General features: G+C 59.0%; 22 protein-coding genes. 12 read left to right on the top strand and 10 right to left on the bottom strand.

Annotation, left to right across the window (positions count from 1 at the left end):
- Genes DVO78_RS17780 through DVO78_RS11600 form a run of 4 tightly spaced genes read right to left on the bottom strand, consistent with a single transcriptional unit; the run spans nucleotide 1 to nucleotide 8,241 of the window.
- The gene (locus DVO78_RS17780; RefSeq protein ID WP_202912177.1) at nucleotides 1–480 is read right to left on the bottom strand and encodes an ATP-dependent nuclease; all 480 of its coding nucleotides are present in this window, start codon (nucleotides 478–480) and stop codon (nucleotides 1–3) included.
- On the bottom strand, nucleotides 477–3,422 hold the full coding sequence (locus DVO78_RS11610) for a restriction endonuclease (RefSeq protein ID WP_120005061.1): 2,946 nt from the start codon (nucleotides 3,420–3,422) through the stop codon (nucleotides 477–479). Before DVO78_RS11610 ends, DVO78_RS17780 begins: the two co-directional genes overlap by 4 nt.
- 10 nt (nucleotides 3,423–3,432) lie before the next feature.
- On the bottom strand, nucleotides 3,433–5,325 hold the full coding sequence (locus DVO78_RS11605; RefSeq protein WP_120005060.1) for a site-specific DNA-methyltransferase: 1,893 nt from the start codon (nucleotides 5,323–5,325) through the stop codon (nucleotides 3,433–3,435).
- A gap of 48 nt (nucleotides 5,326–5,373) precedes the next feature.
- Complete coding sequence (locus DVO78_RS11600; protein WP_120005059.1) at nucleotides 5,374–8,241, bottom strand: SNF2-related protein; 2,868 nt, start codon at nucleotides 8,239–8,241, stop codon at nucleotides 5,374–5,376.
- A gap of 350 nt (nucleotides 8,242–8,591) precedes the next feature.
- Here DVO78_RS11600 and DVO78_RS11595 point away from each other — a divergent pair, with 350 nt between their 5' ends.
- The gene (locus tag DVO78_RS11595) at nucleotides 8,592–9,194 is read left to right on the top strand and encodes a hypothetical protein (RefSeq protein ID WP_120005058.1); all 603 of its coding nucleotides are present in this window, start codon (nucleotides 8,592–8,594) and stop codon (nucleotides 9,192–9,194) included.
- Between the two features lie 14 nt (nucleotides 9,195–9,208).
- Entirely contained in the window at nucleotides 9,209–9,457 is a 249-nt protein-coding gene (locus DVO78_RS11590) for a transposase (RefSeq protein WP_120005057.1), read from the top strand.
- Here the strand turns inward: DVO78_RS11590 and DVO78_RS11585 are convergent.
- The 4 genes from DVO78_RS11585 to DVO78_RS11570 form a co-directional block, all read right to left on the bottom strand.
- A complete protein-coding gene (locus tag DVO78_RS11585) occupies nucleotides 9,454–9,963 on the bottom strand; it encodes a hypothetical protein (RefSeq protein WP_157984010.1) in 510 nt (169 codons plus the stop codon). The genes DVO78_RS11590 and DVO78_RS11585 overlap by 4 nt on opposite strands.
- Before the next feature lie 360 nt (nucleotides 9,964–10,323).
- A complete protein-coding gene (locus DVO78_RS18415) occupies nucleotides 10,324–10,629 on the bottom strand; it encodes a type IV pilin protein (RefSeq protein WP_120005055.1) in 306 nt (101 codons plus the stop codon).
- Nucleotides 10,630–10,868: 239 nt separating this feature from the next.
- Nucleotides 10,869–12,080 (bottom strand): hypothetical protein, encoded by a 1,212-nt coding sequence (locus DVO78_RS11575; protein ID WP_157984009.1) that lies wholly within the window; start codon nucleotides 12,078–12,080, stop codon nucleotides 10,869–10,871.
- Between the two features lie 230 nt (nucleotides 12,081–12,310).
- A complete protein-coding gene (locus DVO78_RS11570) occupies nucleotides 12,311–12,565 on the bottom strand; it encodes a hypothetical protein (RefSeq protein ID WP_120005053.1) in 255 nt (84 codons plus the stop codon).
- A 221-nt stretch (nucleotides 12,566–12,786) separates the two neighbouring features.
- Here DVO78_RS11570 and DVO78_RS11565 point away from each other — a divergent pair, with 221 nt between their 5' ends.
- Together DVO78_RS11565 and DVO78_RS11560 are read left to right on the top strand one after the other, a co-directional pair.
- Nucleotides 12,787–13,857, top strand: coding sequence for a DUF6602 domain-containing protein (locus DVO78_RS11565; protein WP_120005052.1), 1,071 nt, complete (start codon nucleotides 12,787–12,789; stop codon nucleotides 13,855–13,857).
- Nucleotides 13,858–13,866: 9 nt separating this feature from the next.
- Complete coding sequence (locus DVO78_RS11560) at nucleotides 13,867–14,805, top strand: hypothetical protein (RefSeq protein WP_120005051.1); 939 nt, start codon at nucleotides 13,867–13,869, stop codon at nucleotides 14,803–14,805.
- An 87-nt stretch (nucleotides 14,806–14,892) separates the two neighbouring features.
- Here DVO78_RS11560 and DVO78_RS11555 read toward each other — a convergent pair whose 3' ends face one another.
- Both DVO78_RS11555 and DVO78_RS11550 read right to left on the bottom strand, forming a co-directional pair.
- Complete coding sequence (locus DVO78_RS11555; protein ID WP_120005050.1) at nucleotides 14,893–16,251, bottom strand: prepilin-type N-terminal cleavage/methylation domain-containing protein; 1,359 nt, start codon at nucleotides 16,249–16,251, stop codon at nucleotides 14,893–14,895.
- Nucleotides 16,252–16,285: 34 nt separating this feature from the next.
- Nucleotides 16,286–16,651 carry a site-specific integrase gene (locus DVO78_RS11550; protein WP_120005049.1) on the bottom strand — a complete coding sequence of 122 codons (366 nt, stop codon included), beginning with the start codon at nucleotides 16,649–16,651 and terminating at the stop codon, nucleotides 16,286–16,288.
- Nucleotides 16,652–16,837: 186 nt separating this feature from the next.
- Between DVO78_RS11550 and DVO78_RS11545 the strand changes: the two genes are divergently transcribed.
- The 8 genes from DVO78_RS11545 to DVO78_RS11510 all read left to right on the top strand — a co-directional run bounded on the left by DVO78_RS11545 (nucleotide 16,838) and on the right by DVO78_RS11510 (nucleotide 22,396).
- Nucleotides 16,838–17,191, top strand: a complete 354-nt coding sequence (locus tag DVO78_RS11545) for a hypothetical protein (protein ID WP_120005048.1) — start codon at nucleotides 16,838–16,840, stop codon at nucleotides 17,189–17,191.
- The gene (locus DVO78_RS11540) at nucleotides 17,184–17,474 is read left to right on the top strand and encodes a hypothetical protein (protein ID WP_120005047.1); all 291 of its coding nucleotides are present in this window, start codon (nucleotides 17,184–17,186) and stop codon (nucleotides 17,472–17,474) included. Before DVO78_RS11545 ends, DVO78_RS11540 begins: the two co-directional genes overlap by 8 nt.
- A gap of 7 nt (nucleotides 17,475–17,481) precedes the next feature.
- A complete protein-coding gene (locus DVO78_RS11535; RefSeq protein ID WP_120005046.1) occupies nucleotides 17,482–17,805 on the top strand; it encodes a hypothetical protein in 324 nt (107 codons plus the stop codon).
- A gap of 255 nt (nucleotides 17,806–18,060) precedes the next feature.
- Complete coding sequence (locus tag DVO78_RS11530; protein WP_120005045.1) at nucleotides 18,061–18,732, top strand: MT-A70 family methyltransferase; 672 nt, start codon at nucleotides 18,061–18,063, stop codon at nucleotides 18,730–18,732.
- A gap of 11 nt (nucleotides 18,733–18,743) precedes the next feature.
- The gene (locus tag DVO78_RS11525) at nucleotides 18,744–18,935 is read left to right on the top strand and encodes a hypothetical protein (protein ID WP_120005044.1); all 192 of its coding nucleotides are present in this window, start codon (nucleotides 18,744–18,746) and stop codon (nucleotides 18,933–18,935) included.
- Between the two features lie 206 nt (nucleotides 18,936–19,141).
- On the top strand, nucleotides 19,142–20,431 hold the full coding sequence (locus DVO78_RS11520) for a hypothetical protein (RefSeq protein WP_120005043.1): 1,290 nt from the start codon (nucleotides 19,142–19,144) through the stop codon (nucleotides 20,429–20,431).
- Entirely contained in the window at nucleotides 20,395–21,345 is a 951-nt protein-coding gene (locus DVO78_RS11515) for a type IV secretory system conjugative DNA transfer family protein (RefSeq protein ID WP_120005042.1), read from the top strand. The genes DVO78_RS11520 and DVO78_RS11515 overlap by 37 nt, the downstream gene beginning before the upstream one ends.
- A 211-nt stretch (nucleotides 21,346–21,556) precedes the next feature.
- Entirely contained in the window at nucleotides 21,557–22,396 is an 840-nt protein-coding gene (locus DVO78_RS11510) for a replication-relaxation family protein (RefSeq protein ID WP_120005041.1), read from the top strand.

The following is a 22,396-nucleotide window of genomic DNA, read 5'->3' as shown; positions in this document are numbered from 1 at the left end:
CTACTCTATAGCTGCTTTCGTGGTTGCCGAAGGCAATTCGAGCTCCGGTCGATCAGATCGCAATCCACTGTAGAGTTTGCGCATGTCAGCGACCTTGGGCTCTGACCTAATGGGTGTAAAGTCTGGGTACCCTTTAGCATTAGCAGAGAGAATCTCCTCGCCGTTCGATGCACGGTGGATCTTCCAGGCGGTGAAGGTAGTAGTTCCTTCAGTTACGTACTTGCCCAGCGCTTCACGGTCCGTGACAGTGAGGTCTGTAAAAGTAACCCGAACTGATATGTCCTCGTGCGCCACCCCAAACGAGTAGTCGTCCTCTGTAAGCTCCTGGCCCTTGCCACGGTTGAAGAACCAGTCAAGTGCACGGAGAACAGTCGACTTACCAACTCCGTTCGGCCCTATGAAGGTAGTGACTGAGTCGAACTCAATCTCAGCGTCCCTAAGCGCCCGAAAGTTCTTGATTCCTACCGACTTGATCCTCACAGATTCCGCCCCTCTGGACTTGATTTGGCGTAGTTGACGCCGATGGCGGCGAAGTGCTTCTTGGCTGAGTCGATCTTGGCTTGTTCGGTTGGGCGCAGCTGGTTGGCATCGCTGGTGCTCTTGGTCTCGCGGATCATGTAGAGCTTCTGCTGGCCGTCCTCGACCTTCACGATCGCCCAGTCCGGGTTGTACGGGCCGACCGGGGTGTCGATCTTGAACTTGTCAGGTAGCTTCATGAACAGGCGAATGTCCTCACGGGAGTCCAGCATCTCGGCGAACTGCCGCTCCACACTCGAGTCGTAGACAACGTAGTCAAAGTCAGTCTTCTGCTGGTTCTTGACCTCGTACATCTGGTCGATGAAGCGGTCCTTCTCCTTCTCGCCATCCTCCTGGAGCTCGCGCAGTTCATAGACGCTTCCGGCGATCGGCTCGTACTGAATGCCTTCGACCACGATCTTCGACAGCTCGGTGGTGATGCATCGCTTGACCATCTGGATGTAGTCGTTCGGGTTGGAGATGAACTCCCCCAGCCGTCGGGACTGCACCAGGATGTCGATGATCGTCTTGCGGGTCAGCGAGGTTGCTTCCTGCAGCTCGGAGATGACATCCGGCAGGTCGTACCCACCTCGCAGGTCTGCCTGGCGGCTGCTGAGCTCTTGGCCTTTCGCTCCGCCGCGGAGGATCTGCACCCCGGCCTTAGTCACCTGAATGCGCAGCGGCTGAATCTCGGACTCCTTGCTGATCGCCGCCACAGCGTTGCGGATCAGTTCGCCGCGCTGGACCTCCACACGGTAGGTGGTGCGGCGAGAGATGGCGTCCCAGAAGTCCTGGAACTCCTCACTCATGTACAGCTGCTTGTTGAGCTTCCGTGGTCGGCGATTCTTCCGCTGCTTGACCACGTTCTCCAGCTTGCACTTATTCACCGCGGCGATGACTGGCTGCTCGGCCCAGGCGAAGTCCGCATTGAATCCGAGTGTGAAGCCCTCGTTCTGCGGCGCGAAGTTGGCCAGCACCTTGCCGTCCTTGTCCAGGAATCCGCGCTGGACCAAGTGCTCCCAAATTGACGCGGACTTCTGGAAGCCAATACCGCGTTCATCGGGTGCCTCGGGGTGAATGATCTTTGAGAACTCGCCCTTACGCACGAAGCCGATCTGCACCCCGGCCTTGGCGTAGTCCTGCTGGAGGCTCTTGGCGAACTGCTGGTATGACTCGTTGGCGATCACGGTCAGCTGAGCTATCCCGCGGTCGCTGATGCGCTCACCCTTGTAATTGACCGGCAGGCGCAGGCCGCGCCCGATTGTCTGACGGCGTTCGGTCTCGGCACCCATCTCGCGCAGGGTACAGATCTGGAAGACGTTCGGGTTATCCCAGCCCTCGCGCAACGCGGAGTGGGAGAAGATAAACCGCACTGGCTCATCCTGACTGAGCAGTCGCGCTTTATCCCGCATGATCAGGTCGTAAGAATCATCATCAGCCTTGGTGGAACCGGAGGTGTCCTTGTACTCGACGGAGTTCTTCTTCCGGATCGCGGAGAAGTAGGCCCGACGCAGCTCAGTTGGATCTTGCGGCAGCAGCTCCTGGTAGATCGGTGACTTGTCGCGTTCCTCGCGGAATAACTCATCGAACCACTGGGCGAACTGCCCATCGGCGTCTTCATTGCTGGTGCCCTCGCCCATATAACTGGCGACCTTGTCGATGAAGAACAGGCTCAGCACCTTCACGCCTTGCTCGCGGAGGATCATTTCCTTGCGCAGGTGCTCACGGATGGTCTCGCGGATCATCTCGCGATAGATCGCCTGAGCGTTACCACCGATCTCCTCGCCCAGCTGAAGCATGCCATGGTTGGTCAGCTCCACGTACGCAGGCTCCAGGCTGATCTCATTAACCCGCCAGTTGTTCTCATACGCGGAGTTGTCGGTGACGGTAGCCAGATCCTGGTTCTGACGTACCCACTTCTGGGTGCGGGCCAGTGAGCCATCCTTCTTCCGCACGGATAGCTCGAGCTTGGCCTCCCAGCGCGGCTCGCGGCGCACGTCCACCAGCTTGATATACGGCGTCGCATCCGAGCCGTGCTGCGTGGTCTCGGCCACCACGATCTGCTTAACTAAATTCATGTCGTGCGCATCCACCGGATCAAGCCGGTAAATCACGTTCCTTTGCTTACGGTGCGTTGCTGAGTAGCGCAGCGTACAGGTCGGGTCAAGTTCGCTGACGGCACTCTGCGAGAGCAGAGACTCCATGTTCTGCGGCTCGTCCATGACCACCACAGGGCGAGTAGCTTTCAGATAGTCGATCGGACGCAGACCGTTGAGCTTGTCGCGCTCCTGGTGAATGATGCGAGTGTTCTTATCGCCACGCACAGAGTCAATGGTCATCACCATGATCTGCACGTTCGTCGACGTCGCGAACGACTGGACCTCCTCAGCGGTCTGCCCACTGTAGACGGAAGCATCGAACGGCAGCGCCGGGTAGAGCTTGCGGAAGTGTTCGCGCATCAGCTCGATGCTGGTGTTCACACCCTCGCGGATCGCCACGCTCGGCACCAGGATGACGAACTTGCTGAAGTTATACCGCTGCGCCAGCTCGAAGATTGTGCGCAGATAGACGTAGGTCTTGCCGGTACCGGTCTCCATCTCAATATCGAAGTCCAGCGCACCATCCGCTAGCTCCTCCGAGACTGGCAGACCATTACGGTCCTGCACCTCTTGAAGGTTCTTCAGTACCGAGTCGTGGTCTAGCACCAGGTTGTTGCCAACTGCGCCGACCTCTTGGCGGAGGTCAATATCCAGCGCGGCCTGGGAATTAGAATCCATGTCTGGCAGCTGGCCGCGGAGACGCGTGGCAAGCTTCTCGGCATCCTGCGGTTGACCATCGAACAGATCAACCACCGAGCTGATGGCGGCTAACTGGTAAGGCAGGTCGTCTTGAAACTTGAACTTCATCACCAGCCCCTTACGCCGTCCACAGCTCAATACCCTTGGACTTACACAGCTGCGCCAGGTTGGTCTTCAGCTGATCATCGCCCAGGAAGGCATCCTCCAGGATCACGATCTGCGCCTCAGCCGCGTCCACCAATGCACGCAATTGCTCCAGCGTTGGCTTCTGATGCTCGTTCAGATATGCCAGCAGACCGTAGTCACCCTCAGCATCTTTGACGCCGTGAATCTCCAACCCAGACACGTCGAACACGTCAACTTGCTCGGTCAGTGAGTATCCGCGCTTCAGCAGAAGCTCTGTCAACAGAGCCTCCTGCGTGGCCTGGTCATCCGCGCTCTCACGCAAGCTCAGCAGATGCTGCTCGAGTTCCGTCTCCGCAACATCACTGGTGAGTCGCCACTTGGCGAAGTTTGTATCAGAGAGTTTGTAAGCTCTGAACCCAGCGTCCAGCGGCTTATCCCGCTCAGCCAGGATATCCGAGTGCTCTTCTTCGATAGTGTCTGTTGCTCTTCGTAGACGTTCGCGAGAAATATCCGCAATTGTTCTAAAGCCTGCAAGGTGAGCCTGTGAAGTACTGGGAACAGGCTCGGGTAATTGGACCTGAATGACCCTACGCGCTCCTCCGTCAATAGCATTCAACTTCATGGCTGCATGTCCAAGAGTCCCCGAGCCGGCAAAGAAATCCAGTACGAGTGAGTCAGCCGCACTGGCATGTTCCAATACTCTCTGCAGAAGCCTCACGGGCTTCGGGTTGTTGAATACATCGCGACCGAAGAGCTTGCTCACATCTCGGGTGCCCTCGTCCGTGTTCCCCGCGTATGAATGTTCCCAGAAATTGACCGGTGTAAGGCCTCGAGCCTCGGAGAGAAACATCTTTATGGAAGGCACTGCGGACGTGCCATCCCTACCCCAATACAGGCGGCCTTCTTGCTGGAGCTTGTTGAATTCACTTTCTGAGCGCCGCCACGCCTTCCTGTCCGGCATTGTCACGTTGCCAGTATTTGGGTTGATAAGCGGATAGCTGAGGTTCGGGCGTTCAGCCGGTGTCGCAGGATTCAAGAACGAGGCACCTTTCCAAGGACCACGTGGGTCATTGTCTGGATTCGCGTACCGTTCATCCGCTTCCCCGGTCCGAGGCAGCAAGTTCACGACGAAACTTTCGGATCGTGAATAGACGAGAAGGTGCTCGACTACAGTGGTGAAGTCTTGTGTGTTGTTACTGCGGGTGTAGCGTTTCTGCCAAGAAATATCGGCTTGAAAGTTCGCCTCACCGAACATCTCGTCACACAGTCTCCGAAGGTTCCCTGACTCATGATCGTCAATTGAGATGAAGATGGCGCCATCGTCCGTGAGCAAGTTCCGAGCGAGCTTCAGCCGCGGATACATCATGTTCAGCCAGTTGGAGTGGTAGCGGCCTGCCTGGTCACTGTTGGTGCTGAGTTTCTTGCCGCCCTCGTCCACCTGTTTGGTGAACTCCAGGTAGGACTTCAAACCCTCCTGGTAGTTGTCCGGGTATACGAAGTCCTGGCCGGTGTTGTACGGCGGATCGATGTAGATCATCTTGATCTTGCCGTGATAGTGCTTCTGCAGGATCTTCAGCACTTCGAGGTTGTCGCCCTCGATGAACACGTTCTGAGTGGTGTCCCAATCCTTGCTGTTATCCTTATCCGGCACCAGGGTTGCCGTGGTCGGCTCCTGAGCAGCGCGTAGAGCGCGCTTCTTGCCGGGCCAGAACAAGCCGAAGCGTTCGCGAGTATCAGCTGCGTCGCCGTCGAGCAGCTCCTCTAGCTTCTTGGTGTCAATCTTGCCGTCAGCTACCGCCTCGGGCACCAGCTCCGCCAGCTTCTCGGCTAGCTCCGTGCGGAAGTCCGGAGTCGCACCGGGAATCTCATTCAGTTCGTCATGCATATATTTTCATCTTTCTGAATATATATTAACAATTATCAAAGTTTCTGACTAGGCTTCCACGCGCCATCGGATGGCGAACAGATGCTCAGTTGCCTGGGTGCCGCGCAGGGCTTGCTCGATGAGTTCAAGGTATTCGTCTGCTTGGTCGCGCAGACGTCGTCGTTCTACACGGAAGTCATCCTCGGCCTCGTGGATGCGCTGGCCCCACTTGCGGGCATGCTTCTTGTGCTTCAGCTGCTCGGCGGGGTCGTCAGCGTTCTTGGCGAGTTTCCGGGCTTCCTTCTCCTTGGCCTCGTACTCGCGCAACTTGGCGTTGCACTCAGCACGCTTGTCCTGGATCTGACGGTCGAGGACTTCCTCCTGCTGGTTGTAGTACTGCGCATTCCGCCCCTGGACCTCGTGCTCGAGCTCGGCCTTGCGTTCGTCAAGCTTCTCAGCGAATCGCGAGGCGTCGATGGTGACGTCACTGCCGACGTGAGTGCAGGTGAGGTCGAGCAGGTCGGCGACGTGCTCCTCGTCAATCCAGTCACCGTCGTCGGTGTAGCCCCCTGCCAGGATGTAGGACTCGGAGATGTCCTGCTCGCCTGCGGTCATGCTGAAGGTCACCAGGTTCACGGTCAGTTCGCCTGACTTTCCAGCCAGGCTCTTCGCGCCGCTGGTAACGCGCTCAGACTGACCGAGGCTGAACGTCAACTCCCGAGGCGGAGTATCGGTGGCCTGTGCCGTCTCAATGACGTGCCGTGCCAGCGGGCTGGAATAGCGGTACTGATGGCCGTTCTCCAGCGGTTTGGACTTGAAGAAGTACTGCCCAGTCGGCACATCGGCAACCGGGGCGGAGCGCAGGATGAACTGCCGTCCATCCCCGTGGAAGTCCGCGTAGTCGCGTAACTGATAGCGGGTCAGTGCCAGCAAGAGACGCTCGAACTTGTTCAGCACCTCACCCGACTGGGCATCGTAGGCTTTCAGCCGATCCTGGACGTGCGGGTCGAGATTGTCGAAGACCTTGGCCTTCGCGTTGGCCATCTCCTGCGAGATCTCGGAAGCGTACTGCTGCTCCAACTGCTTGAAGGCGGCGTCGATCTCTTCGGCAGTGCGGTGGCGGTTAAGGATGTCGGAGATCTTCTTCTCGAAGTCCAGGCCATCCTCGATAGCACCAAGCACCTCGTCGCTAGCACCGAAGACACTCTCAAACAGGTGGAACTTAGTCTCCAACAGCTCCAGGATCCGCTGCTCAGCGACGTTGCCCTTATTGGAGAAGTTGACCACCACCACGTTGTGCTTCTGCCCGAAGCGGTGCACACGACCAATACGCTGCTCCACACGCTGCGGATTCCACGGCAGGTCATAGTTGACCAGCATCGAGCAGAACTGCAGATTGATACCTTCTGCCGCCGCTTCGGTAGCGATCATGATGGTGCCCCGGTCACGGAAGTAGTCCACCAACGCCTTGCGCCGATCCATCGCCGGGATACCAGTGACCATGTCGGACTCGCGGTGGCGCTTCAGCCACTCCTGATAGATCCGAGTGGCCCCGGGTGAATCGTTGGTGCCGTTGAACACCACCAGCCCCTCACCGCGGCCGTTCTCCTGGAGCGTGCGAGCCAGATACTCCTGGGTCTTAGTGCTGTCGGTGAAGATGATCGCCTTCTCAGGGGCACCAATCTCGCGCAGTTTCGCGAAGCCCTGATCCAGCGCGTCGCCCAGCTTGACCGCCTTTTGATTGACCGTGATCGAACGAGCCAAGGCGGCGTAGTCGCGCAGCTCTTGGACCTCCGCACGGATCGCCCTGGTGATCGACTGGTTATTCGGGTCGAAGCGATCCTCCCGACGGCTCTCCTCGGCTTCTTCCAATTCATCGCTGGTGAGATCGTCGACGACGAACAGCCCGCCGCGGCCATCACGGCGCTGACCAGTTGCCAACTCGTCCGCCAGTCGGTTGGCGATGTTCTCCAGCGTGCTCGCCACTGCATAGGTCGAGGATCCCAGGCGCTTACGGATAATCAGAGCGCTCAGGTGCCGCTGGGAACCAGCGAATGCGAACAGTTCATCACGCTGGAGGTAATCGTTGACCAGCTCGTAGAGCCGTTGTTCTTCTACCGATGGGGTGAACTCCACGGTCAGCGGCATACGTTTGGTGAAGCGGATGTACTTCTGCGCATCCCGACGCAGCGTGCGCTTAGAGAGTGCGGCAACGCGAGCGACTAGATCATCATCGCCGGTGAAGTCGCGGTTCTTGATGTACCGCTCGCGGAAGGCATCCAGCGAGGTGAAGTAATTCGGGTCAAAGACCGAGACCAGCCCGTAAAGCTCTTCCAGCCGGTTCTGCAACGGCGTCGCCGTTAGAAGCACCGTCTTCGTCGCTCCGCGCACCACACTGGAGACGGCGTCAGCGATCTTGGCCTTGCTGGTGTAATGATTACGCAGCCGATGCGCCTCATCGGCAACCACCAGATCCCAATGACGAAGCAGCGCATCCTGGTGGCGCAACACGAACTCGTAGGAGCAGATGATGATCTCCGCCCGAGACGTGTTGGCCTCGGCCAGCAGAGCATCCTTGTTCTTGCTGTCGGCTACTTGGGCCGGGAGCAGGAACTTCTCGTGCAGCTCCTGCTTCCACTGCTGACGGAGACTCGACGGGGCGATGATCAGTACCCGGCGCTTACGCTCAGCCGAGAACTGCGAGATGACAATCCCAGCCTCGATGGTCTTCCCGAGGCCGACCTCATCCGCAAGCACTACGCCCTTGAGGAACGGCGTCTGCAGCGCGAACAGTGCCGCATCGATCTGGTGTGGCTTCGGCTCCACCTGCGCATCGAAGAGCAGCCCCGCCAGCTTGCCGACATGATCGTTGGCATAACTGCGCTGGAGCTCATGAGCGAAATACTTCGCCTGATACTCAGTGAGTCTGCTGCTCATGCGATTGTGCGTCTCCCTCACCCGCAGGTGTGTTCAGTGATTCGTGATCCACACTACCGGCGACCTCGGACATGCAGATGTGCACCGCACCGATCTGGCCTGGAGTTGGATCCTCGCAGAGCGGGAGTTGACGAGCTCAGAACCGCTAGTTGCGAACTGTTCTTATTATCGCACATCAAGTCTTCGCTGAGAAGACTGCGGGCGGCGACGTTGGTAACGCGGCCCAATAACAGGAGCCGCGTCCGACCCGCAGATTAGGCTACTCAGGGACATCGCCACCACGAACGAGGGAGCTGTAGATGGGCCGAGCATCGAACGCTAAGAAGCGCCGGAGGGAACGCCCGGCTCTCGTGGAGAAGCTGAAGACACAGCTCAGATTCCTCGAACGATCTGCGGAGTCATACGACCAGGGCTTTGAAGATGAAGCTCTCCGACTCGCCACGATTGTGCGCGTGCTGGTCCATGACACGGACAGATCGCACTCGCTCCTGGGGCAACTCGAGATCAAGGACAAGCTGAAGTGGATCGACACGGCCGGACCGATCGAGCCTGGAAACGAAATGGCCGATCACGGCCTTGTCGGCATCTCATATGATGGCCAGGGCGGCTGGAGCTACTCGGCCGGGCTGGACATCATGCCAGTGAAGAGGGAGGCATCATTCACTGCCTGGTGGGAGGAGCCGGTCATGCGGCTTGATGACGACCGGAAGTGGAATCGGAAGCAGATGGTTCTCGAGCTCGCCAATAAGGAGGGTGGAGCACACGTCGATCCGAAGCCAAACTCCGAATACGAGTCCATCGCCAACGAGGAGAAGCTGGGCTGGTTCAACATCGATAACGCCACAGACCAGCCGACGAGTGCAATGACGGGCAACCCCATTGCCGTCTCTGTCCGCCAGCTCACTTACGAACTGCTCGAGACGCTGAAGCGAGACCCACAGCATCTGAGCTGAGGCAGAATAGACATATGGTTCGCTACTCCGACGACTTCCGGCGCGATGTCATTGCCGCTCGACGTCAGGGTCACGAGACCACAGCCCAAGTGGCGCGGCAGTACGGCATTGCGCCCGGAACGCTGAAGAGCTGGATGGATAAGTTCTACGCCGAAAATCCGCAGGAGCTGGAAGCGGACAACCAGACTCTGCGCGAAGAGCATGCACGGCTACTAGCAGAGCAGGAAGAGCTGAAGAAACAGTTCAAGTGGTCATCGCGCTAGAGCCGCCACTGGTGATTCTCGTAGAGCCAACCAGAACCCCACCGCTGCTTGCTCGCAGGCAGTCCACCCCCGCGGATGAATCCCATGGCTTCGCAAATCCGAGCGGTGTCACTGTTGCCCGCACCAGGTGCCTCACCGAATGAGGCAACGGCACCGTTTTGATAAGCGAATCCGTTGCCGCTCCGACTCCATGCCGCTAATGAGAACTCAGACCCGTCGTGGATCTTACACACAACAAGATTCACTGACTGCTCAGTTGAGTACGATCCCTTGCTGATGCCAACATCGCTCCACTGACTGAGATTGTGCTCCAATTTTCTATCGTCATCGTCACCGGCGTACATGACGTGAGGAACGCGATCCCCCATGAAAACCCGGCTATCCAAGGCGGTACCGATCTGCCGCAAATTCTGCTGGACGACCGAGTCATGAGCCCTGTTCTGAACCCCGGTATACGCCACGATCGAGATGGCGGCCAAGATAGCGATCACGACGACGACCACCATGAGTTCTACTATGGTGAAGCCGTGATTGATGCCTGATCCCGGATTGTCAACAGACCTATGCACGGACAAACTCCGGCCATCCGTCATCTTTGTAGAGCCATACGCGGTACTCAACACCCGAGCTGTGGATCGGGGCTCCTGCTGCCTCGCACAATGGGTGTGAGTGCATATTCACTGGGCCGTCGTAGGGCCGCACGCCGTGGGCGTCTACCTGCCAGGTATTGCCGCCGCGACTACGGGCAATCACCGCATAGGTGTAATCATTAGGTGCTCCGGGCGAACAGTAGAGCAGGTTGTGCAGCCCTGCCGGAGAGACTCCGCCATCTTGGGTATACGCAGTAGCTGAGAACTGCGGCGCCCCTACTTCACGTTCAAAGACCCCCTCAAAGAAGTCGACGCGCACTGGATACTGCCCGTAGCCGCGCGGAACATTTCAAGCTGGTTGGCAAATCCCCTCAAGTCACTCTGAACAGTAGTGTCATATGTCCGCCCTTGCACCCCGGTGTACGCGACAATGCTAATCGCAGCCAAGATTGCAATCACGACGATCACGATCATGAGCTCAACTATCGTGAACCCGAACGATGCTTGACGCTTACGATTGGCTCGTGTAGACGCCGGACTTGCCGCTACAGTGCCGAGTTTTCCATATTTAGTTATCTTCATGCTACTTACGTTTATAACTCAAACTATATTATAAATCAATAGAAATATAGTAAAATAACAATGGATGAGCGAGCCTCACTGCGTGCAGACCTCTGTCGGCGCAGCAATGAGGCAGGGCGCTGGTCATGGAAGCGCCTCATACGCAAGCTCATCCAACCAATGGAGTTCTCCCCAAGCGGGAGGCAAAGCACTCGGTTCGTGAGGACCGAGTGCTTTTTGTGTTCACGGCACTATAGTCGCTACCAGAACCTTGCCTTGTTCGGCGTGTACTGCTGGAGATCCGCGTAGCTCGGCTCCTTGATCTTCGGGACGAGATGTTCCGGATGCCCCAGCGGATCGAGTCTGGCGATCACCTCCTCCGAATGAGCTAAGAATGCTTGGGCCTGGTTGAGCTCGTCAGGGTCCAAAGAAGCCATCGCAGCTCGCGCCTGTTCAAGAAACTCGCGGTGACGCTCAAGCTTCTGCCAACGCTCCGACAGCTCCTTGAAGTACTCCCAAGTTTTGGCATCGATGTACTTCTGCCGGGCAATGTTCGCCTCTTTCTCGTGGCGCTGCTTCTTGTACTTCTCCCGCTTGGCCTCGATCTGCTTGGCAACGGCTGTATGCCGCCGTGAAATCTCCAGCCGCCTGAATACTTCGGGCAGCTGATCCTCCAGACGCTTCCGTTTGCCATCGCGATAGCGAGTATCGCCATAGCCAATCGGCTCCACGATCAGCTCCAGCTTCCCACTGCTGATGAACTCATATCCTCGATCCAGGATCCACTGCGGTCTTGTTCCGCGGAGCTTCCAGCGGTCTTCAATCTTCGCCCCGCCTTTGAGCGGAAGCTCGCGAATGTTTATCGCGTAGAGCTCATCACCGACCTTGAAGATGACATGAGCGCCTGAGAGCTTGCTGTTGCTGTTCGAGCGGTTGAGAAGCCGAGCCTCATCGAAGGACGGCACCCTGATATCGCGCCTCTCGGCCTCCTGGACCAGGGACTGCAGGACCAAAGTGGCACGGCCAACATGCTCTTCAGAGACCCGCTGCGTGTCCCGATTCTGCTTGAACTGCTTCACGGATGGATGGTAGCGACGGATGTTCTCTAGAATCCGTACAGGTCTGGCTTCTACCAATTCGCCAAAGTAGTCCACCAGAACCACCGCATAGACGTAGGGGAAGTCATTGACCAAGTCCAGTTTCTTGCCGTGTGGACGCAGCGGCGACTTCAGGCTCTGCTCAACCAACTCCCTGATCTCGTTGCGATCGTCGCTCTCAGTCAGCTCCAGCTCTCCGCCCGCACCCAGAACTCGGCGGACAAGCTGGTCCGCAGCGGTGAGGTCAGGCTCGGCAGGCGGTGGCGGTACGGGTTCTTCGAGGCGTTGTTCGCCCGCAGGACAAATGGACGCCGTCCATGTCGGGCCACGGCCAGAGATAGTGACCAGCCCGCGGCGTTCCAAACTCTTGGCCACGCTCCGATGGCCATAGCCAGTGGTGTACACACCATCCGGACAACCATCCTGAATCCACTGGAGGACTGCCTGCTGCTGTGAAGTCAGCGATCGGAGATGGGATGACATGACTCCATCTTCTCCCAGCGGAGCAGGTGATGGAACGCCCAGACATGGACTGAACATCGGCGCTGGTGGCAGGCAGTTCTGTGGAGCTACCCACCACCAGCGCTTCGACGTCAATTAATGGATTACATCAACTTCACATTCACCCTGATCGAGTTGACCCGTCGAAACGGCTCAACTGTCACCGTGCGTTGATCCGGCAGCGTCGCCGACCAGATGCCTTGTGATGACTGTTCCCACCGCAGGCGATGATCTGAATCCAGTTCCTGATGAACCTCCTCCCACGAGTCGTACACCCAAGCTGACTCCAGGAACGCATCACTGGGAGGCAGCCCAAGATTCTGGACCTCGTAGAATTTGACCAACAGCTCTTCTGACATGATGTTTCTCCTTCTTGGGAAATCCGCCGCAGAGCTTGCCTCTGCTGTCGCGTAGGCACACCATGGATCAGGTCAGAGTTGAAGTGTGGGACGGTCATCGTGACTGATCAGAGGTGCGAGAAACCCAATTTCGCAGTCGCTAACGCTGCACCGGACGTTCGCCATGTCCGAGGCTCCGTTTACGCTGTGATGGAATCATCAATCAGCACCAGGAGGCGACAGTGGCCGAGGACGACACAAGAGGGCCGAGATCGACCCTCCGGACCACAGCCGAGAGCTTACGGCTTGAGCTGAAGAACATTCGTGGCGGCTTCGACCATGGCGGCATCAAGGGGACCACTGCCGAAGAACGGTTTCACGAGTTCCTCCGCAGGCATCTACCAGATTCGATCGGAGTTACCTCTGGAGAGGTTGTAGACGTCGACAGTAACCGCAGCGGCGAACTCGATGCCATCCTCTACGACAAGCCTCGGACTCCAATGCTCTTTGGCGATAAGGGCAGCCGTAATCACGCAGTGCCGGTGGAGGGTGTGATAGCTGTTATTGAGGTGAAGTCGCGCCTCCAAAGGGGCATGGTTACAGACCTCATTAAGAGCTGCCAGAAAGTGAAGTCCCTCCAGAAGAAGGCATTTCTCAGTGGTGGGTTGGTTCACCAGCGCGAACGGTATGGGCAGATGTATGCCGACATGCCGGTCTACTACAGCGTCTTCGCTTTCGAAAGCGAAGGCAGTTATGCAGGCGCCTTCAATGATGCCCAACTCGAGGCCGCTCCAGAGAAGCGCATAGACAGTGTTTGCTATCTCGATCGTGGCGTTGGCCTGAACGTATCCATGAACTGGGAGACGTATCAGCCAAGCTTCTCACCGTGGCCAACGCCGGACAGCATCATGGGCGACACCGAGGACGCCGAACGCGCGCTGTTGCAGTGGTTCGCCGTACTTTCCACCGCGGTTGCGCAAGCCGAAACGCGGCCTATCGACCTGACTCAATATCTCAAAGATGATCTACAGTTCAGCGTCTCTTTTCCAGATGGCCCGGCAGCGCAGAAGTTCAACGAAGATGCGTACAAAGCTGTCGCCAAGAAGATGGGGGTTCGTGAGGACATTCTGTTGCGCCACAGTAAGGGTGAACCCATTACGCTCGGAGAGGCAGTCGAGGTGCTCAGCGTTAACGAGAACTACATCGCGGAAACTGACAACATGCCAGACGAATCCAGGGCGACACTACGCCTGGCGAAGCAACTAGCGCGATTGAACCGCAAACAGCAATCGACCTCCGGCACTCCCAAGTAGGTCCGTCTCATGCCACACTGGCCGTACCCCGAGGTTAATCCTGATGAAAACAAGGCAGCCGAGTCCCTCTATCACCTGCTGAAGGCTACTGCTCTACGGGAGGAAGATCTTCAGCCCAAACAAGTGCCCGCCGCGGGTTCTGGGTTTGCCGTGGACGCAGCAACGGCCCCCACGTTACCGACGAAGAACGCCGCACAGTTCATGCTCTCTGCTGGATACGGGTGCCTGGATGCGCTGAAGCATTGGCTCGGTATTCAAGAAGAGCAGGACAGCCAGGGCACCTATGTTAACCTCACGGTGCGGCTACATGGTGGATACCCTCTCCTGCGGAATGCCTTGGAATGTGGAGCCTCAGCACTTTGGTTGATGAGTCCTGAGAGTTCGCGAGCCCGAGTAAAACGCCAACTGCTCCTGCATCTCGATGAAGTTCACAACTACGAGCAGTTCGCCAAGACTGCTGGGCTCCCCATTGAGCATCTCGCTGCAAAGCGGCAGCGCGTAGATCAGTTCGCCGTGGCGGCTGGAATTGCCCCCTGGACTCCGAAGCATAAAGCATCTCCGAAGACGCCAAAGGGCAAGAAGAAACCGAAGCAGGATGCGCTTCCAAGGATGACGGACATTCTCCGAAAATTAGATGAGGAACGCTCCGACACCCTTAAGGACCTCTTGCCGTGGCTGGCTGCTTGGCAGCTCAGTAGCGGGTTCGCCCACGGCAAAATGTGGGCTGCCACCACGGGCAACGACTCAGTCGAACAGATTGGAACGAGAGATACGTACGGCGCGACGTTCCACTTCAGCACAAACCTACAGAAACTGAACTTGATCACCGTTGCGACGTATGAGCTGCTGGAGACAGGCTTCGCACGATACTCCACACTACTGGGCGAACTCCCGAGCCAGAGTGAAACCAGAGACGGTGAATTTCTTGAAGAAAATGGATATGGATAGCGGCGTCATTCCTGCGTTAGATTTTCCTCCTAACCGCTCAAGTCGTGCAACAGCACCAGAGTTGGCCTCCTAACATGCTGGGACGAGCTACGAAGAAGTCTCTGAGACCCGCACTGGTGCAGACTGACTCGCCGTGTCGCCATTGCCGAGCTGCCTGCTACTACCAGTCCCCCAACAGTAGGCATCACTGTCTGAGATTGCGCAACGATGCACGTATCCTACGGAAATCGAGGTGACACCACTAATATCTGAAACCATCGCCGGACTGGCAACGCCCGCACCCCAGCAGTAGGCATTGTCGCCTGCGACGGCACAAGCATTCACGTCCGCAGCTGAGATCGAGGTGACGTTGCTAATGCCTGAAACCTGAACTGGTGAGGCCCGCTGTACTGTATCTCCATTGCCGAGGCGACCGTTATTACCCCAGCCCCAGCAGTAGGCATCACCGCCTGCGATGGCGCAGCTGCTGGCAGTTCCAGCTGAAATCGAGGTGACACCATTGAGGCTTGCAACCAGGGCCGGGGTGTCTCGAGGAGCAGTATCTCCATTACCTAGTACTCCATAAGTGCCACGGCCCCAGCAGTAGGCGTCGCCGCCTGCGACGGCACAGGTGTGATGGATTCCTGCGGAGATGGAGGTCACACCGCTAAGGCCTGCAACTTGGATGGGAACAGCCTGGCCATCAGTGCCGCCGTTGCCCAGGCGCCCCTGGAGACCAGAGCCCCAGCAGTAAGCGTCACCGTTGGCCACGGCGCAAGTATGCGACCCTCCAGCCGAGATCGCAGTGACATTGCTGAGACCAGTGACCTGAATGGGAGTGGTCCGATTTGCAGTATCGCCATTCCCAAGGCGTCCGTCGTTGCCAGCGCCCCAACAGTAGGCTTCCCCGCCTGCGACGGCGCAAGTATGCCACCTTCCAGCCGAGATCTGATCCCAGCTGACAATACTTAAGCCACCATCGACATCGCCCAAACTCGGTCCCTCATGCCCATCACAGACGCCTTCTTGGACTCGCCCTGTCTCGCTGGAGATATGGAAGCCGCGGACGTCGCGCGTCTCGCTAGTTGCGCTCAGGCAGTAGCTGTCGCCGTCACTGGTGTACTCGAAGCGCGTGCCGTTACTTGGCGAGAGACCCTCGCCATCTGCAACGTCCTCCTCGTCTTCTGGGTACGCGCCGTGGGTGGCGTGGTCAATAGCGATCAGCGAGCCTGCCTGACGAAGATCGCTCTGGAGCTTTGTTTCCTCGGCTCTGTTCTGAACGCCGGTGTAGGCGACCACGGTGATCGCTGCGAGAATCGCAATCACCACGATCACGATCAGCAACTCGACAATAGTGAAGCCACGCTGAACCAGCGTGGCTTTGTTGGTATCTGGAGACGCTGGGCCCAACACTGTCGTGCTCCAGCGGCGGCGTAAGCCTTTTTTTCTATATTCTGTTGCATTCATATAATGCTTATGCTTATATATATAATAAGCTTCGTCAACTAGGTTTACGCACTTTAATTCGCTTAGCAGGATTATCGGTGCGCACGGCCTCACGGATGGCGACGTCGTAGAGAAGGCGCAGTACAGTGATCCGTCTGCGGATGGTGGATTCGCTGTACTTCCGCCGCCGCAGAAGACCCATATACTGCCGCAACTCTTTCTCGGTCAGCTGGAGGATGTCCTTGTCGCGCTCCACTGCCCAGACGAAGACGTCCTGCAGATCAGCCCAGTAAGCCCGGGCGGTGTTGTCCTCGTAGTCCAGCAATACTTCTTCGCGCAGGTCAGCGAACAGTGCCCACTCTTGAGGCATCTCCGGAGCGAAGTCCATGTCCTGCTCGGGGTAGCGGGCCTGCTCGTTCATGAGGAAAGTCTAGTCGCTAGTGCTATCACGCTTATGCTTTCTTCCTCCTGACATGCGGTTTTAGGGTGAAACCACTCGATCCGATTCCCAAGCACTGACACAGGGGCGGGGTGCCCGTCCCGTAGCTGAGTGCGTCCAGATTCGGGTTGAGCACCATGTTTTCACCAACCCGCCAAGGAGCATGCCATGCACAAACCCATGAGCACCCACCCAGGCAAACCATCTGAATGGGAGTTGGACTACTGGAGATTCCAGCGTCTGACTCATGCACTGGAGGCCTACAGCGACCTGGAGGAGAGCTACGACAAGCTCATCGTTCGGTTGGCTGATGTCAACGGAACGGCCGCCACCGCGTTCGCCAGCGCCACCCTTGATGCGCGGGAGGCCTTAGCTCATGTCATCGAACACGACGTCACTCCGGCGTACCAGGAGACTAGGAATCGGCTCCGTCACCGCCAGGCTAAGCGAGACGATGCAATGGGCCGCTATGCCTCCAGCACCCGCCCTGACACCACGGGCGGAGGTGATCACCATGAGTGAGCTTGAAAAGTGGAACACCAGCGGACGTGCCCTCTCCCGGAACCAGGAGTCCCGTAGGTATGACCAGGCGCTCGACCGGGTCAAGCAGGAGGCTCGGCTGGCGAAGCTGGAGCAGGACGCCACCGCCGCCCTGGCCGTCAACGGTATGGACCGGATGGCCGACATCGACCAAACCCGGCAGCACTACTCCCAGCAGCACCCGGACCTGGCTCCGGTGCTGGTGCAGATCGAGCTGGCTGCAGCGGAGAAGTTCCGCCGCAGCGTGATCGGCTTCGGGGAGTGAGCAGGCCATGACTGCCGCTGATCTGTTCATCATCGCCGTGCTGATCACAGTGCTGCTGATCGGCATTGTCTCCGGGTTGGCGGCGCTGCTCCGAGTATTCGGACCCGCTCCCAGCCCGGAAGCCTCGGCCTCCACCGTCTCCGGTGAGGTCGTCGAGGAGGAATCGCTGGACTGGATCCAGCACCGCATCCCGGCACCTCCGCCCAGCCCGGAGCAGTGCCTGGCAGCCCGCTACCTGGCCGCCGCGGCCGAGCAGGAAGCCATCCACCGTCAGACCCGGATGGCCTTGCACAAGGCCGCAGGAATGGGGTGGCGCAACGTCGCCGAATAGTCCTTATTCATAGCGCCCGACCCGGGCGATGTCTTTATCACAACGCCTGCCAACGCGACCACCTGGAACCCCTCCTAACAGGGGTGGGGGTGAGTCGTCTCGACACCTGCAAGACGAGCAAGTGCTCTAGGAATCCTTGACCAGATCGGTCATAACTGAGGGTAAGACCCCGGCCCGGACGCCGCCGATTTGACCGCGCCGCTGACCTGGGGGTTTACCACCAAACGTAACCCGCCTTAGAAGGAGTTTGCCAAAATGCAACACGACCACCACCAGCACAATGAACCAGATAAGACGCCGAAGCCCGGGACGTTCCGGCTGATCATGGCGGATCCGCCCTGGGGACACAAGTCGCAGCGGGGCAAGAAGCTTGGCGCTGCCGCACACTACGAGCTCATGACCGACGAGCAGATCCTCGGTATGGGCGAGGCCGTCAAGCACATATCAGCGGAGGATTCCTGGTTGCTGCTGTGGATCACCGACGCGGTCCTGCCTTTCGGTCTCCAGGTTATGGCCGCGTGGGGGTTCACCTATCACCGCACGTTCAAGTGGGTGCGCCGGGACCTCGGCATGGGCGACTGGCCTCGTACCGCCTCAGAGATGTGCCTGGTCGGTAAGCGAGGCAAACCCAAGCCAGCGTTCCGCGCCCAACCTGACTGGGGATTCTTCCCCCGCCAACAGCACTCGCAGAAGCCAGAAGAGATGTTCGTCATCGCGGACAGGGCACTCGGTGACCCTGAGATTCCCCGGCTGGAGCTATTCGCCCGGCGAGAGGCTCCATCCAGTGCTCACTGGGACCTCTGGGGAAACGAATGCGCCGCCACGGTCTCTCTAGCCCGTTTCGGCTACCCGGTCCCGTCAGATTTTGATGACCAACCCACCGAGCACCGCCTGCTGTCAGCGGGCCAGGAGAACAGCGATGAGTAGGTGGCGATCCCATGACCGACAAGCCCTCCTCCGCGACCTCGAAGCTGCTGAACGCCTGCCTACGCATTCTCGCCACCGTGGTGGTGATCGTGCTGGCCATCGAGCTGATCAAGGCCTACTGGACCTGGATCGCTCTGACCGGCGTCATCGTCGCCGTGGCCACGCTGCCGATCTGGTGGCGCAGGGCGAGAAGCACCTGGTGAACAACACGGGAGGCCCCCGATGAGTCCTTATAAACCGACAGGCCGCCCACCAAGACGTCCACCGGGACGAGCGCAGCCGCAGCATCGGCTGACGCAGCTGTGGCAAGAGCAGATCCACCAAGACCGACACGCGGTACACCTGCTGCGCATCGCGATTCATGTCCTGAAGAAAAACGCTAATCCGCCTCAGCAGAAAGGAAGCGATCATGACGACCAAGAAGACGATCAGTAAGCCGCGACGTAGGACCAGGCACCCGGTGTTCCGAGAGATGGCGTTCACGCAGATGGCGGATCCCAAGGCCGCTGCCGCCTGCATGGAACACCTGGCCTCGAGTACAGAGATCGGCACGACTGTTCTGGAGATGCGTGCCCGTGGCAACAAAGACGGGGCCGCTGCCTCGCGCTGGTTCCTCGCTGCAGGCGCTGCCCATCTTCAGGACGTTGAGGGACTGCTGCGAACGCATCTGCCGGTGCATATCCACCAGCAGAAACACATTCGCCGCACACCAGATATGGCGGCCACGATCCGGCTCCGCGGCTCTCATCCGCATCTGAACCCTGCGCATATTGAGGACGCTGCTCGAGCCGTGTTCGGAGTGATCGCCTCCCTCGGAAACCACGACGAGCTGACCATCCAGCTGATGCTGGGCCGCCGTCACTCACCGCCGATGCACCACCGCGAGGCCTGGTCACAGTTCTTCCAGGTACTCCTGGCCGGTGGCAAGACTCCAGAGCGAAACCCAGACCCCTCTGCGGCTCTGCGTACCCGCGCCCAGCAGCACGGTTTCGACTCGGCTATCCGCATCGCCGCCAAAGTCTCTACACCGGAGCGTGCCCGTCACCTCATCTCGAAACTGCGCAGCGCCCTGAAAGTGCTCGAAGCCTCCGGCACGCGCCTCCAGCTGGCCAATATCCAGGCCAAGCGAGTAGACAACGCCACTCGCCCATGGAAGTGGCCATTGCGCCTAGCAAGCTCGGAAGCCGCCGCTGTGGCTGCCTGGCCCCTCGGTACGGGTGATCTCCCCGCATTCGGCACCGGGCATCCACGCATGTTCCCGCCACCACCGAAGATGCCGACCAACAGCCGAGTAATCGGCATCTCGGCCGCCTCCGGTTTCGAGGAAGAGAAAGTTGCGCTGCCGATTCAGTCCGCCTCGTACATGACCCATCTCTGCGGTCCCACCGGCGTGGGCAAGAGCACGGCCATGCTGAATCTCATCACGCATGACATGGGCCTTGGCTCCAGCGTGGTGCTCATCGATATGAAAGGCGACCTCGCCACCGACGTGCTGGCCCGTGTACCGGTACACCGACACAAGGACGTGGTCGTCCTCGATGCCGCCGCCGACACCGTCGTCGGCCTCAACCCCTGCATGCACCCCACGGAATGGAAGCCCAAACCGCTGACCAACTCCTGGCTGTCTTCGAGGGTATGGATGACCGCCCCTGGAGTGTGGGCGTGCGCCAGACGTTCACCACGGCGGTGCACACCCTGACGAGGGTTCCGGGATCCACGCTGCTGGATGTGATTCCACTGCTGACCGACCCAGGCTTCCGCCGTCGGATCCTCGCTCAGGTCAAAGACGACACGGGGCTGGAGTTTTGGCAGCACTTCGACGCCATGAGCCCGGAACAGCAGTCCACCACCACGATGCCGGTGATCCGGCGGCTACACTCGATCCAGATGCGACCGTCCCTGCGCGGCATCCTGGGACAATCCCAGCCGAAGTTTGATCTGCGGGATCTGCTGACCAGCCGCAAGATCCTGGTCGTCAACCTCAATAAGGGCATCGTCGGGGCGGAGCCTGCCCGCATCCTGGGCAACCTCCTGGTCGGCATGCTCTGGCAGCAGACCCTGACCAGGCAGAGGATCCCTGCGGAGCGGCGGCACATCGTCGGCCTCTACATCGACGAGGCCCAAGAGTTCGTAGGCGGCCTCGCTGGCGGAAACGACCTGGCCGACATGCTGGCCCAGGCGCGCAGCCTCGGACTGGCCGTGCACCTGGCCAACCAGTATCTCGGGCAGTTCACGCCGAAGATCCAAGAAGCCATCTTGACGAACACGCGCAACAAAATCTACCTGCCGCTCTCCCAGGCCGATGCGCGAATCGCCACCAAGGACACCAGCCTCGATCCGGCCGACCTGACGCTGCTGCCTGCCTACCACGCCCAGGTGCGAATGGTGCTTCGGGGTCAGGATTCCGAGTGGATGACCGTCAAGCTGAACCAGGCCCCACGGACAACCGCGGATTCCGCTGAAGTGTACGCCGCCTCGCAAACCCGGTACGGCATGCCAGTCGCAGACGTGGAGACCGCACGGAAGCAGAAGCAGGGCGCACGGCCTCGTCCTCGGCAGTCCGAGCAGCGCCCGGATCTGCAGGGCGAATTCGGCGGGAGGTCCGCCCCATGACGTGCCAGATTCGACGACAGAAACGCCACAGTTCCCAGAGGTGGGCGAGTCATCTCGGCAGTCATCTCGCGATCACGAACACACGCGCACATCGGCGTAAACATGGGCATGTTGGCGTACATCTGCAGGTGACTCACCCCCTTTACAGGGGTGACCACCCGGCCCCGCGGCCGACCCACATGGCAAGCAGCAATGGCGTGGAGGCTCCATCATGACCGCCCCAAACATCCCTGACCTTCCGGCCCCGCTGGACTATCCGCTCTACGGCCAATTACTGAAGAGAATCGTCGAGAATCGGTTCGCGACGACTAATCAACTAGCCCGTCTCACAGCACCTCGATACAAGAACCTGGCCACCGCCACACGTCGGACACCAGTGCATCTGAACCGTCTGGACGAGCACGGCTACCTGATCCAGATGCCACAGGTCATCGGTGGCCAGAAACGCGGCTCCGGACCAAAAATCTGGACCGCGACGTCTAAGGGCAACAGCGCTGTAACCGGGAAGCGCAAACGGCCTCGTAAAACCGAACGGTCGGCGGAGTTCATCGCCCACACCCTCGCGGTCACCGAGACCATTGTGGTGCTCACTGAGCTCGCCCAGACAGATGGGCTGCACGACCTGCAGCTGACCGGGGAGCCAGGGTCCTGGCGCACCCACCTCGGCCCCTACGGACAGACCATCACCCTGAAGCCAGATCTGCATCTCTACGCCAGAACCAGCGGCCGCGAATATTTCGCCTGGCTAGAAGTGGACCGGGCCACGGAAAACCCTGGCCGGGTGATCCGGCAGTGCTGGAGATATGACGCCTACTACCGGGCTGGACTTGAGCAGCAGAAGGCGCAAGTGTTTCCGGTCGTGATCTGGATCTGCCCGAGCACCAAGCGCGCCGCTCAGCTATCCCGCCACCTGTCCCAGCACTCTGCACCCGCCGCCGACGGAGACCACCAGAAGCTGATTGCCGAGATGTTCCTGGTCACCACCATGGCCGAGCTGGCAGACACAGTCCGACGCGGACTCGCCCCGTCAGGTGCGTCCAAGGACAAATAA

It is taken from the genome of Nesterenkonia muleiensis (genome assembly GCF_003600155.1).
In the GTDB taxonomy this organism is placed as follows: domain Bacteria; phylum Actinomycetota; class Actinomycetes; order Actinomycetales; family Micrococcaceae; genus Nesterenkonia; species Nesterenkonia muleiensis.
This window is presented reverse-complemented; position numbering and strand designations above follow the sequence as displayed.